The organism is Allobosea robiniae (genome assembly GCF_900102525.1).
GTDB classification, from domain to species: Bacteria; Pseudomonadota; Alphaproteobacteria; order Rhizobiales; family Beijerinckiaceae; genus Allobosea; species Allobosea robiniae.
Genome location: NZ_FNBZ01000006.1, coordinates 241,022 through 253,786, shown reverse-complemented (window position 1 = coordinate 253,786; position 12,765 = coordinate 241,022). Strand labels below are relative to the sequence as shown.

The window sequence follows — 12,765 nt, the reverse complement described above, 5'->3', positions numbered from 1 at the left end:
GTCACTCCGGGCAAGCCCGGAATGACTTCTTGCGGCTTGAGGGCGGCCTTCAGCCCTGCTCGAACGCAACCATGCAGCCGAAGGCTTCCTCGGCCGGGACGAAGAGCCGCTCGTCGCCGCGCTGGAACGACACCTCGTTCTCGGTCAGCCGCTCCGCCACGGCTTCCAGATCGGGCACCGAGACGCAGAAGCCGAGGAAGCGCGCCGGTGTCGTATCGGGCTCGACGAGATAGGCGCCCTGCGCGGCTTCGGGATCGAGCACGTCGATACGTCCACGCGGCAGGGCGAGCACGTAATCCTCGTTGCCCTCCAGTACTTCGGCGCCGCCGCTGAAGGCCGAGAGGAAGGCGCGGTGGAAGGCGGGCTCCTCGGCCAGCATCACGACGGCCGAGAGGGCGGTGGCACCGTTGGGGTGATGCTGGAATTCCGGATTCCAGAAATTCTGCGGCTCGAATTGCTGGCAGACGAAGAAGCCGCATTCTGGCGCACGCGAATCGGCGGCGAAGGCCAGTTCGAAGGCGACGCGGACATCGCTGCCATCCGGCCGCCTCGCCCGGCGTTCGAAGAAGAAGGGCTCGAAATCGCCGATGCCCTGTGCCTTGAAGGTGGCCGCATCGGCCTTGGCGTCGGTGCTCTCCAGCACCAGCATCGAGAGCCCCTCGCCCTGCCCCACCAGCGCCTCGCGGACGAAGGCGCCGAAGGAGAAGCGGCGCTCGCCATGGGGCGGGATGGCGGCGTCGTCGGCGATCGTCACCAGCTCCAGGAAGGAGCCGGGAAACTGCACGATCCGGTTCTCGGTGCCCCAGGGATGGCGGTTGCGGGCGCCGACGCGGAAGCCGAGCTTCTCGTAGAAATGCCAGGCGGCATCGAGATCGCGGACGCCGATGACGAGATGGTCGAGACCGCGGGGCGTTGAGGCTGTTGCAGGCATGGCAGGCTCCGTCGACAGGCGTATCGGAGCCCAAGGCTAGCACAGATCAGGGCGCGGTCATGTCGTGCGTTCAGGGCTCGATATAGTGCGGCAGGAAGCGCGAGGTGTTCTTGGTGATCGGCGAGGCATCCTCGCGCAGGCACAGGCCGCAGGCCTGCGAGGCGACGAGCCAGGAGCCGAGCACGGCATAATTGCCCTCGGACGAGAACAGGTTGGTCGCGGCATCCTGCAGGACATGGCCTTCGGCGCCATAGGGGCCGTCGTCGCTGTCCAGCACGCGGCCGCGCTCCAGCAGCGTGACATTGGCCCCCTCGCGCGAATAGAGCGGCTTGCGGACATGCCGGGCGGAAAGCGTCGCGCAGCGTGGATCGCCCTCGAAGAAGGCCGGCAGGAGGTTCGGATGGCCGGGCTCCATCTCCCAGAGGCAGGCGAGCAGGCCCTTGTTGGAGAGGACGGCCTTCCAGGGCGGCTCGATGAACTGGCAGCGTGAACCGGCGAGCGCGCTGCCGTAGCTCTCGCGGAACATCCATTCCCAGGGATAGAGCTTGAAAAGGGTCTCGATCGGCTGGTTGGCGCCGTCGCAGAAGCGCCCGTCCGTGAGCAGCCCGAGCTCCTCGATATAGGTGAAGCGCGCGTCGAGCCCGGCCTGCACCGCGCAATCGGCGAGATAGTCGACCGTGCCCTTGTCCTCGGGACTATCCTGCACGCAGGTCAGGTGCAGGCGATAGGGCGAGGGTTCGCGTAAGGCTCCGAAGGCCGCGATCAGGCGCTCGTGCAGCGAGTTGAACTGGTCGGAGCCCTTCGGGATCGCGCCGCGCGCCATCGCCTGCTCCAGCCAGTCCCACTGGACGACGCTCGATTCGAACAGAGCGGTCGGGGTATCGGCGTTGTATTCGAGGAGCTTGGCCGGCCCGTGCCCATCATAGGCGAGATCGAGCCGGCCATAGAGGTTGCGGTCGCCGCGCTGCCAGCTTTCGCGAACATAGTCCCAGTGCTCGGCGGGAATCGCGAGCCTGGTCAGCGTTTCCTCGCTGTCGAGCGCCTTCTCGATGAAGGCGAAGCAGAGCTGTTCGAGCGCTTCCGTCGGCCCTTCGATATCGCGCTCGATCTCCTCCAGCGTGAAGGCGAAGGCGGCGCTCTCGTCCCAGTAGGTCTCGCCGTCGATGGTGTGGAAGGCGAAGCCGAGCCGCTCGACCTGCTCGGTCCAGTCCGGGCGCGGGGAGAGCGCGACGCGACGCATCTCAGGACGAGGAATGCGAGGAGAAGGAGCGCGCGATCGAGCCGAAGCCGCCGCGCGAGGAGGTGCTGGTCGTCGAGGCGCTGCCGCCGCGGGAACCGGATGAGAAGGCCGCCGTGATGCTGCGGCCGGATGTGGTCGAATAGGCGCGCGAACGGCTGCTGCCGCCATAGTAGCCGCTGCCACCGGACGAGCCCGAGGACGAAGAGCGCGCCTGCTGGCATTCCGGCAGCGTCGAGCCCGGCGGGCAAGTGGCGGCGGTTGGCGGCATCAGGGGCTGCGCCTGCGCCTGCGCGCCGGAGAGGCCGCGCGCCAGCATGAAGCCGGCCAGCGCCGGGATGAAGTATTGGGCGCCACCGATGCTGGCTGAGCTGCAGCCGCTGGCGCCGTATTGCGTTTCGCAGGCGCTCTGGCTCTGGAACTTCGGTGCATCCTTGAGCCGCGCGGCGGTCGCCTCGGCAAAGGCGGTCTCGCATTGCTGGGCGGTGAGCTGCCCGGCAGCCCGGCAATCGCTCAGGCTGTTGTAGACGAGGTTCTCCTCCTTATCGTCTGATGTCATCGACCATACGGTAGCGACGAGGATGACGCCGACGGCAGCGAGACCGATCTGCGAGGAGCGCTTCATGGCCGCCTCACGCCGTCATGCTGGCCGCGGCCAGCGTGCCCGAAATCACCGCGATCACCGCCAGCATCGCGGCGGCCGGCAGACGGTCCTCCTCAATCTTGCGCGACAAATCGGGGATCGCGACCCGCGCAACGCCGTAGGCGGCGAACTGGATGATCATCGCCGCCACCGCCCAGAGCACGCAGTCGGGAATGCTGCTGGCCTGGGAGATCGCTTTCTCCAGCGGCACGGCGAAGCCGACGAGGTTGCCGCCGAAGGCGATCGCGGCCGAGAGGTTGCCGGCCCGGATCAGCGCGATTTCGTCATGCGCGGTCAGGCGGAGGTAGACCGCGGCGAAAGCGGCGATCAGCGCGACGCCGACGACGAAATAGAGGAGGAATGCGGGCAGGCCCGCCATCGAGATCGTCATGCGCCCTGCCCCCGTGCCGATGCGAAGACTCTCAGTCAACGATGCCACATAGTCAGGCTAACGTGAAAACCGCACAAGCCGTCATCTAAAAGGAGGATGCGCCGCATGACGACCCGGGAGGCCCGCTGCAGTTGCGGGCAATTGCGCATCGCCTGCACCGGCGAGCCCGTGAGCGTCTCGCTCTGCCATTGTCGCGACTGCCAGCGACGGACCGGCAGCGCCTATGGCGTCGCGGCCTTCTTCGCGCGCGGCGACATCACTGTGACCGGGCAGTTCAACGACTACGAGCGCCCGGCCGATAGCGGCTATCGCGTGCTGCACCATTTCTGCCCGGCCTGCGGCAGCACGGTGTTCTGGGAGCCGTCGCGCAAGCCGGAGATGGTCGCGGTCGCGATCGGCGCCTTCGCCGACCCGGATTTTCCCGGGCCGAGCAAGGCGGTGTTCGAGCAGCACCGCCTGCCCTGGGCGACGGTGCAGCTCGCAGAGTCCTGAATCAGACCAGGCGGCTCTGGGCCTTCGCCGCCTCGATGAAGCTGGCGAAGAGCGGATGCGGCTCGAAGGGACGCGATTTCAGCTCGGGATGGTACTGCACGCCGATGAACCAGGGATGGTCGGGATACTCGACCGTCTCGGGCAGCAGGCCGTCGGGCGAGAGGCCGGCGAAGCGCATGCCCTTCGCCTCGAGCTGCTCGCGATAGCCCATGTTGACTTCGTAGCGGTGGCGGTGGCGCTCGGAGATTTCGGTCGAGCCGTAGATCTCGGCGATCTTCGAGCCGGCTGCCAGCGTCGAGGCATAGGCGCCGAGCCGCATGGTGCCGCCGAGATTGCCATTGGCCGCCCGCTGCTCCAGCTCGTTGCCGCGCATCCACTCGGTCATCAGGCCGACGACGGGCTGCTCGGTCGGGCCGAACTCGGTCGAATTGGCATCCGTGATGCCGGCTAGCGAACGCGCCGCCTCGATCACCGCCATCTGCATGCCGAAGCAGATGCCGAAATAGGGCACCTTGCGGTTGCGCGCGAAGGTCGCCGCCTTGATCTTGCCCTCGGCGCCGCGATGGCCGAAGCCGCCGGGCACGAGGATGCCGTGGACATGTTCGAGGAAGGGCGCCGGGTCCTCCTTCTCGAAGACCTCCGACTCGATCCAGTCGAGATTGACCTTGACGTTGTTGGCGATGCCGCCATGGGTCAGCGCCTCGATGAGGGACTTATAGGCGTCCTTCATGCCGGTGTATTTGCCGACGACGGCGATGGTGACCTCGCCCTCAGGGTTCTTCACGCGCTCGGAAATGCGCTTCCAGTTGGTGACGTCTGGCTCGGGCTTGGCATCCATGCCGAAGGCGGCGAGGACTTCGTTATCGAGCCCCTCGGCATGGTAGGAGAGCGGCACGTCATAGATCGAGGCGACGTCGCGGGCCTCGATGACCGCGGTCTCCCTGACATTGCAGAACAGCGCGAGCTTGCGGCGCTCCTCGCGCGGGATCTCGCGGTCGGTGCGGCAGAGCAGGATGTCGGGCTGGATGCCGATCGAGCGCAATTCGGCGACCGAATGCTGGGTTGGCTTGGTCTTCAATTCGCCGGCGGTCGGGATATAGGGCAGCAGCGTCAGGTGCACGAAGATGCACTGGCCGCGCGGGAGCTGCTGATTGGTCTGGCGGATGGCTTCCAGGAACGGCAGGCTCTCGATGTCGCCGACGGTGCCGCCGATCTCGACCAGCGTGAAGTCGTAGCCCTCGTTGCCGGTCAGGATGAATTCCTTGATGGCGTTGGTGACGTGCGGCACGACCTGGATCGTGGCGCCGAGATAGTCGCCGCGGCGCTCCTTGGTCAGGATGTCCATGTAGATGCGGCCGGTGGTGATGTTGTCACCCCGGTTGCAGGGCCGGCCGGTGAAGCGCTCGTAATGGCCGAGGTCGAGATCGGTCTCGGCGCCGTCGTCGGTGACGAAGACCTCACCATGCTGATACGGGCTCATCGTGCCCGGATCGACATTGAGGTAGGGGTCGAGCTTGCGCAGGCGAACCGTGTGGCCGCGTGCCTGGAGAAGGGCTGCGAGAGCCGCCGCCGCCAGGCCTTTGCCAAGCGAGGACACCACGCCGCCGGTGATGAAAACATACCGCGTCATGGGAGGACACCTCTATCGCCACGGGTTCGATTCGCTAAGCGCCAGCAGAGCAGTCCCGCCTTGCTCTGCGCGCTTGTCCACAAAAAGAGAAGGCCGGTCACCCGGCCTTGAGCCTTCTGCATCACACAAAAGAGAAGGGCCGGTTTCCCGGCCCTGCCCTGGTTACTGCTGCGGCGCCGCTGGCGGCGTCGGCGGCTGTGCGCCGCCCTGATTCTGGTTCTGCATCTGGCGGAGTTGGTCGAGCACGCCGCCGGCATTCGGGGCGCTCGGGCCGGCCGGCGCGCCGGGCGTGGCCGGAGCGGAGGTCGCAGGCGCGCCGTCGATGATCGAGCGCTGGACGCGGCCGCGCGTGGCCATCACGGCCAGAACGACCGAGGTCAGGAAGAACAGGCCGGCGAGGATCGCGGTCGCGCGGGTCAGGGCATTGGCCTGGCCGCGGCCGGTCATGAAGCCGCCGACGCCGCCTCCCCCGCCCGAGCCCATGCCGAGGCCGCCGCCTTCGGAGCGCTGCAGCAGCACGACGCCGACGAGCGCGACGACGATGATCAGGTGGATGACGATGAGAACGTTCTGCATGGTCTCACGAAATGGGCATGGCGCGGGCCGCCGCCAAGGGCCACCCGCTCCTCCTCGAAAATCGAGGCGAATTCGGCGCGGCACATAACATGCGCCAGCCGGCAGCGCCACCCCTGCGCGCCGGCCGATTTACAGGAATGCTCAACCGGCACAGGCCCGGGCGATCGCTAGGAACTCCTCGGCCTTGAGACTGGCGCCGCCGACGAGGGCGCCATCGACATGCGGGACACCCATCAATTCGGTGGCATTCGAGGGCTTGACCGAGCCGCCATAGAGCAGGCGGACGCCCGCAGCCGCCTGCTTGCCGAGCAGCCGGCCGAGCTCGATGCGGATCGCTTCATGCATCTCGGCAACATCGGCCGCCGTCGGCGTGAGACCGGTGCCGATCGCCCAGACCGGCTCATAGGCGACGACGAGCGTCGCGGCAGTGGCGCCGTCCGGCACGGAGCCGCGCAATTGCTTCTTCACGATGGCGAGCGCCTTGCCGGCCTCGCGCTCGTCCTTGGTCTCGCCGACGCAGACGATCGGCACCAGCAGCGCCTTCTGCGCGGCTTCGGCCTTGGCCTTGACCGTCGCATTGGTCTCGCCATGCAGCGTGCGGCGCTCGGAATGGCCGGTGATGCAGAAGCTCGCGCCGGCGTCGGCCAGCATCGCCGCGGAGACTTCGCCGGTGAAAGCGCCGGAGCCTTGCGTGCTGCAATCCTGGCCGCCGGTCGCGATGCGCGAACCGATCAGGGCGGCGGTCGCGGCGAAGAGAAGGCTGGCCGGCGGGCAGATCGCGAGGTCGACGGCCGGCTTCAACGCCGCGTCGTAGCCCCTGGCCACCTCGGCCGCGATGGCGAGGTCGGCCTTCAGCCCGTTCATCTTCCAGTTGCCTGCCACCAACGGCTTGATGCTGCGCGTCACGTCCATCCTCCTGAAATCAGCTCTTTCGGCTCTAGCAACGCCCGGCCGGCGCCGCAATCGCGTGCAAAGCCGCAGGACGATTGCGGCTTTCGCCATCGGTTCCTATAAGCAGCGCCGAGAATTGCGCGCGCGGGCCCGCTCCCGCGCCACGGACAGGTTCAGGGAAAGACAGCTTCGATGATGATGCAGGGCATCCGCAAGGCGGGTCAGGGCTTATTTGGGAAGCTCGTCATCGCGATCATGTTCGGCTTCCTCATCATCTCCTTCGCGATCTGGGGCGTGGGCGACATCTTCCGCGGCTACGGCCGCAACGAGGTCGCCAGGGTCGGCAAGACCGAGATCGGCCTCGAGGAGATGCGCACGGCCTATCAGAACGAGATCCAGAACCTGATCCGCCAGCAGCGCCGGCAGATCTCGCCCGAGATGGCGCGTGCGGCTGGCCTCGATCGGCAGGTGCTGTCGCGCCTGCTCACCGAAGCGACGCTCGACCAGACGGCTCGGGGCATGCGGCTGGCGGTGTCCGACGACACCATCCGCAACCTGATCTTCGACGACCAGACCTTCCGCGACGCCGCCGGCCAGTTCTCCGCGGCGCGCTTCAACGAGTTGCTGCGCACGAACGGCTATACCGAGCAGAGCTATGTCGCGCTCCAGCGTTCGACGATCCTGCGCCAGCAGATCTCGGAGATGGTCGTGGGCGGCTTCTCCGCCCCGCTCGCGCTGCAGGAAGTCGGCAATCGCCTGCGCAACGAGAAGCGCGCCATCACCTTCGCCCGCATGCCGGCGAGCGCGGCCGGCGAGATCGCGGCACCGAGCGAGGACCAGCTCAAGAGCTTCTTCAACGATCGCAAGATCGCGTTCCGCGCGCCGGAATACCGCACGGCCGCCATTCTCTCGATCACCGCCGAGACGCTGGCCGATCCGTCCAAGGTCACCGACGAGGAGGCCAAGGCCCGCTACGAGGCGACGAAGGCCCAGCGCTTCACCTCGGTCGAGACGCGCACCGTCCAGCAGATCCCGTTCCCGAACATCGAGGAGGCGCAGGCTGCCAAGGCCAAGATCGACGGCGGCGAGACCTTCGACGAGATCGCGACCGAGCGGAACGTCGCCTTCAACGATCTGACGCTGGGCACCTTCACCCGCGAGCAGATGATCGACCCTGCCGTAGGCGAGGCCGCCTTCGCGCTCGATCAAGGCGGCGTGAGCGCTCCGGTCAAGGGCGCTTTCGGCACGGTGCTGCTGCGCGTCACCAAGGTCGATGCTGCGCATGTGCGCCCGTTCGAAGAGGTCGTGGCCGAGGTGAAGCAGGAGCTGGCGACGAGCCGCGCCGCTGCCCAAGTGACCGATCTGCATGACAAGATCGAGGACCAGCGCGCCTCCGCCAAGCCGCTTGCCGAGATCGCCACGGAGCTCAATCTCAAGCTGCGCACTGCTGGGCCGATGAATGCCGGCCTCGGCAAGCCCGACGGCTCGCGCGAAGAGGCGCTGCCGGGCGGCGATCCCACGCTGCAGGCGATCTTCCGCTCGGATGTCGGCGTCGACAACGAGGCGATTCGCCTGCCCCGCGACACCGGCTATGTCTGGTTCGACGTCACCAAGATCGATCCGGCGCGTGAGCGCAGCTTCGACGAGGTCAAGGCCGAGGTCGAGACGCAGTGGCGCGCCGACGAGACGGCGACGAAGCTCTCGGCCAAGGCGCGCGAACTCGTCGAGCGCCTCGACAAGGGCGAGAGCTTCGACGCGGTCGCGGCCTCGGCCGGGCTGACCATCGAGACGGCTGCTGATCTCGGCCGGCAGGACCAGCGCCCGGAACTGCCGGGCACGGTCGTCGCCCAGGTCTTCGGCACAACCGCCGGCAAGAGCAATTCCGCCGCTGGCACCGATGGCGGGCGCATCCTGTTCAAGGTCGATTCGGCGACCGTCGCGCCTTATGTCCGGACGACGCAGGAGGCCGGGAATTTCGAGCGGCTGCTGTCGTCCAGCGTCAGCGAGGACATCCTGCTGCAATATGTCGCGAAGCGGCAGGCCGAGCTCGGCGTCAGCATCAATGATGCGGCGTTCCGCAACGCGACCGGTGGGGCGCAGAATTGACGATGCAGCCTCTCCAGGAGTTCGAGCGCTTCGCGCAGACCTACGAGACCGGCGCGCCGCAGCTTCTGCGGCAGGTGCTGGTCGGCGATTGCGAGACGCCGGTCGCCGCCTTCCTGAAGCTGCGCCACGCCACGGCGGGCCCGGCCTTCCTGCTCGAATCGGTCGAGGGCGGCGCCGTGCGCGGCCGCTACTCGATGATCGGGCTCGAACCCGACCTGATCTGGCGCTGCCATCACGGGCAGGCCTCGCTCTGCCGCACGGCTCTGGGCGAGACCTTCCTGGACGATCCGCGCCCCGCCTTCGAGAGCCTGCGCGCGCTTCTGGAAGAGAGCGCCATCCCGGAGGCCGAGGGCCTGCCGCCGATGGCGTCGGGCGTGTTCGGCTATCTCGGCTACGACATGGTCCGATTGATGGAACGCCTGCCGGAGCCGAAGGAGACCGGCACCGGCGTGCCCGATGCGATCCTGACGCGGCCGACGCTGATGGTGGTGTTCGATGCGGTGCGCGACGAGATCCATGTCGTGACCCCGGTCCGGCACATGCCGGGCCTCAGTGCCCGCCACGCCTATGAGCGGGCGCAGGAGCGGCTGGAGGCCGTGGTGAAGGCGCTGGAAGGTGCCCTCCCCGCCGAGGCCGAGATCGACATCGCTAACCTGCCGGTCCCGGCGACCACCTCGAACACCAGCGAGGCCGAGTATCTGGAGATGGTCGACAAGGCGAAGGAGTACATCCGCGCCGGCGACATCTTCCAGGTCGTGCTGTCGCAGCGCTTCGAGGCGCCTTTCGCCCTGCCGCCCTTCGCGCTCTACCGGGCGCTCCGGCGGGTCAATCCGGCGCCGTTCCTCTGCTATCTCGATTTCTGCGACTTCCAGATCGTCTGCTCGAGCCCGGAGATCCTGGTGCGGCTGCGCGACGACACGGTCACGATCCGGCCGATCGCCGGCACGCGGCGGCGCGGTGCAACTCAGGCCGAGGACGATGCCCTGGCCGAGGAGCTGCTGGCCGACCCCAAGGAGCGCGCCGAGCACCTGATGCTGCTCGATCTCGGACGCAACGATGTCGGCCGCGTCGCGCAGATCGGCACGGTGAAGGTCACCGATTCGTTCTTCATCGAGCGCTACAGTCAGGTCATGCACATCGTCTCGAACGTCGAGGGCAAGATCGACCCGAAGCACGATTCGTTGGGCGCCCTGATCGCCGGCTTCCCGGCCGGTACGGTGTCGGGCGCGCCGAAGGTCCGGGCGATGGAGATCATCGACGAGCTGGAGCGCGATGCGCGCGGCGCCTATGCCGGCTGCATCGGCTATTTCGGCGCCAATGGCGAGATGGATACCTGCATCGTGCTGCGCACGGCGGTGGTCAAGGACGGGCGCATGCATGTCCAGGCCGGCGCCGGCATCGTCTACGATTCGAACCCGGCCTCCGAGCAGGAAGAATGCATCAACAAGGCCAAGGCCCTGTTCCGCGCCGCCGAGGAAGCGATCCGCTTCGCCGCCCGCACCGGGCGCGGCCAGTAAGCTTCGGCGCCATCATCCCAAATGCAAGACGCCCCGCCGGACCGGCGGGGCGTTTTACGTTTCAGGGCTGCTCGTTCAGTGACCCTTGCCAGGCGTCGACGTCATCCGGTCGACCCAGGCGATGCCGATGGCCGACAGGATGAAGACGACATGGATCAGCGTCTGCAGCAGGACGCCGGACTCGGTATAGTTCGCGGTCTTGCCGGCGATGCCGATATTGCCGGCCTCGATGAAGGTCCTGAGCAGGTGGATCGACGAGATGCCGATGATCGCCATGGCGAGCTTGATCTTGAGGATGCTCGCATTGACGTGGCTCAGCCATTCCGGCTGGTCGGGATGGCCCTCGAGCCGCAGCCGCGAGACGAAGGTCTCGTAGCCTCCGACGATCACCATGATCAGCAGGTTCGAGATCATCACCACGTCGATCAACCCGAGCACGACCAGCATGATCTGCTGCTCGCTGAAGTCGAAGGCATGGGTGACGAGATGCCAGAGCTCCTTGAGGAACAGGAAGACGTAGACGCATTGCGCCACGATGAGGCCGATATAGAGCGGCAATTGCAGCCAGCGTGAGCTGAAGATCAGCGCTGGCAGCGGCTTCATGGGGCCAAGCGCGGCAGACTGGGCGGATGGGTCGCGCGGTTGCGCCATTGTGGGTTCCGATCCTTCGGGCAGATGTCCGTGTGCAGTGCAACGCTAGATGGCGAGGAAATTCGGCCCGCGCAAGCAGCCCCGCGTTGCTTTTCGGGGCAAAAACGACGGGATCGGGACGGCCCATTTATGCCCGGATTGACTGCTAGCTTCCCTTGCGGTCACCGGACCGCTACATTCGAATCCAAACGGGGGAACATGCGGAGTTCCGCTCGCCTGGTATCGCAGAGGAGTTTCGTCATGATCAGGACGCTCGCCGTCGCTGCCGCCCTTGCCGGTGGCACCTTACTCGCCCTTCCTGCATCGGCCGCGCCTCTCGCTCCCGCTACGTCCGCCGTCGCCACGGCGCAGGCCGGCAGCGATCTCGTCCAGACCGTGCAATGGCGCCGCTACGGCTACGGCCCGCGCTATTACGGTGGCTATCGCCGCGGCCCGGCCGTGGGCGCCGGTATCGCGGCCGGCATCATCGGCGGCGCGCTCGCTGCCGGTGCGCTGGCAGCCCCGCCCCCGCCGGTCTATTACGAGCCGGAGCCGGTCTATGTCGCGCCGCCGGTGGTCTATGCCCCACCCGTACCGCGCGCCTATGGCTACAGCATCGAGGATACGGACGCGGTCGCCTACTGCTCGCGCCGCTTCAAGAGCTACAACCCGGAGACCGGGACCTATATCGCCGCGCGCGGCGTCGTTCGCGCCTGCCCCTGACAGCAGGCGACAGCGCGATCGCAGACAAGAACTCCCCGCAGCGATGCGGGGAGTTTTTTGTTTGCGGTCGAAACCGGCTTGCCATGACGGCGACCGTGCCGCTTATCCTGCGGCTCGTCTTGAATCGGAGCGTCTCGTGCGGATCGCCACCTGGAACGTCAATTCGGTCAGGCAGCGCCTCGGCCATCTCCTCGACTTCCTGAAGGAGGCCGAGCCCGATGCGCTCTGCCTGCAGGAGATCAAATGCGTGGACGCCGATTTCCCGCGCGCCGAGATCGAGGCTGCCGGCTGGCAGGTCGAGACCCACGGGCAGAAGACCTTCAATGGCGTCGCGATCCTCAGCCGCTCGCGGCTGGAGGATGTCCGGCGCGGCCTGCCGGGCGACGATGGCGACGAGCAGGCGCGCTATCTGGAGGGCGTTCTGCCGCTCGGCGATGGCGTGGTCCGCGTCGCCTCGATCTACCTGCCGAACGGCAACCCGCCCAACACCGAGAAATACCCCTACAAGCTCGGCTGGATGCAGAGGCTGACCGCCCATGCCCGCATGCTCATGGAGCATGAGGAGCCGCTGGTGCTGGCGGGCGACTACAACGTCATCCCCGAGCCGCGCGACGCCCGCGATCCCGCTGCCTGGGTGAGCGATGCGCTGTTCCTGCCGCCGACGCGTGCCGCCTTCCGCGGGCTCGTCAATCTCGGTCTGACCGAGGCCCTGCGCAGCACGACCGATGCGCCCGGGCTCTACACGTTCTGGGATTATCAGGCCGGCGCCTGGCAGCGGAACAACGGCATCCGCATCGACCATCTGCTGCTCTCGCCGCAAGCGGCGGACAGGCTGTCGGGCGTCAGGATCGCCAAGCATGTCCGCGGCTGGGACAAGCCCTCGGACCATGTCCCGGTGATGATCGAATTGCACTGAGGGCAGAAACCGGACGTCATGCCCGGGCTTGAGTCCTAAGCATCTCAGGACGGAGAGGCGCCTCATCGTGCAAGAGCTTCTC

13 protein-coding genes are annotated in these 12,765 nt (G+C 67.1%); 5 read left to right on the top strand and 8 right to left on the bottom strand.

Translation table 11 applies throughout. From position 1 onward, the window contains the following. Positions 1-49: 49 nt before the first annotated feature. From BLQ70_RS17975 to BLQ70_RS17960, 4 genes are all read right to left on the bottom strand, one after another. Positions 50-931, bottom strand: a complete 882-nt coding sequence (locus tag BLQ70_RS17975) for a VOC family protein (RefSeq protein WP_091859364.1) — start codon at positions 929-931, stop codon at positions 50-52. Between the two features lie 70 nt (positions 932-1,001). Further along, positions 1,002-2,171, bottom strand: coding sequence for a glutathionylspermidine synthase family protein (locus BLQ70_RS17970; protein ID WP_091859360.1), 1,170 nt, complete (start codon positions 2,169-2,171; stop codon positions 1,002-1,004). A gap of 1 nt (position 2,172) precedes the next feature. Next, the gene (locus tag BLQ70_RS17965) at positions 2,173-2,793 is read right to left on the bottom strand and encodes a DUF1190 domain-containing protein (RefSeq protein WP_091859357.1); all 621 of its coding nucleotides are present in this window, start codon (positions 2,791-2,793) and stop codon (positions 2,173-2,175) included. 7 nt (positions 2,794-2,800) lie between these two features. Next, on the bottom strand, positions 2,801-3,202 hold the full coding sequence (locus BLQ70_RS17960) for a DUF350 domain-containing protein (RefSeq protein ID WP_091859354.1): 402 nt from the start codon (positions 3,200-3,202) through the stop codon (positions 2,801-2,803). Between the two features lie 105 nt (positions 3,203-3,307). Here BLQ70_RS17960 and BLQ70_RS17955 point away from each other — a divergent pair, with 105 nt between their 5' ends. Further along, positions 3,308-3,694, top strand: a complete 387-nt coding sequence (locus BLQ70_RS17955) for a GFA family protein (protein WP_091859765.1) — start codon at positions 3,308-3,310, stop codon at positions 3,692-3,694. Position 3,695: 1 nt separating this feature from the next. Here the strand turns inward: BLQ70_RS17955 and BLQ70_RS17950 are convergent, their stop codons facing one another. From BLQ70_RS17950 to tpiA, 3 genes are all read right to left on the bottom strand, one after another. After that, entirely contained in the window at positions 3,696-5,324 is a 1,629-nt protein-coding gene (locus tag BLQ70_RS17950; protein WP_061967911.1) for a CTP synthase, read from the bottom strand. A 162-nt stretch (positions 5,325-5,486) separates the two neighbouring features. Then, on the bottom strand, positions 5,487-5,900 hold the full coding sequence (secG, locus tag BLQ70_RS17945; RefSeq protein WP_061967913.1) for a preprotein translocase subunit SecG: 414 nt from the start codon (positions 5,898-5,900) through the stop codon (positions 5,487-5,489). Positions 5,901-6,041: 141 nt separating this feature from the next. Beyond that, entirely contained in the window at positions 6,042-6,806 is a 765-nt protein-coding gene (gene tpiA / locus BLQ70_RS17940) for a triose-phosphate isomerase (protein WP_091859762.1), read from the bottom strand. A 177-nt stretch (positions 6,807-6,983) separates the two neighbouring features. Here tpiA and BLQ70_RS17935 point away from each other — a divergent pair, with 177 nt between their 5' ends. Then, positions 6,984-8,897, top strand: a complete 1,914-nt coding sequence (locus tag BLQ70_RS17935; protein WP_244512071.1) for a peptidylprolyl isomerase — start codon at positions 6,984-6,986, stop codon at positions 8,895-8,897. Between the two features lie 2 nt (positions 8,898-8,899). Further along, a complete protein-coding gene (gene trpE, locus BLQ70_RS17930) occupies positions 8,900-10,414 on the top strand; it encodes an anthranilate synthase component I (RefSeq protein ID WP_061967917.1) in 1,515 nt (504 codons plus the stop codon). A gap of 75 nt (positions 10,415-10,489) precedes the next feature. Here trpE and BLQ70_RS17925 read toward each other — a convergent pair whose 3' ends face one another. After that, entirely contained in the window at positions 10,490-11,017 is a 528-nt protein-coding gene (locus tag BLQ70_RS17925) for a TIGR00645 family protein (protein WP_244492838.1), read from the bottom strand. Between the two features lie 288 nt (positions 11,018-11,305). On the opposite strand from BLQ70_RS17925, the gene BLQ70_RS17920 reads away from it, so the two are divergent. Both BLQ70_RS17920 and xth read left to right on the top strand, forming a co-directional pair. Then, complete coding sequence (locus tag BLQ70_RS17920) at positions 11,306-11,767, top strand: BA14K family protein (protein WP_061967920.1); 462 nt, start codon at positions 11,306-11,308, stop codon at positions 11,765-11,767. A 136-nt stretch (positions 11,768-11,903) separates the two neighbouring features. Continuing rightward, a complete protein-coding gene (xth, locus tag BLQ70_RS17915) occupies positions 11,904-12,683 on the top strand; it encodes an exodeoxyribonuclease III (RefSeq protein ID WP_091859349.1) in 780 nt (259 codons plus the stop codon). Positions 12,684-12,765 lie beyond the last annotated feature (82 nt).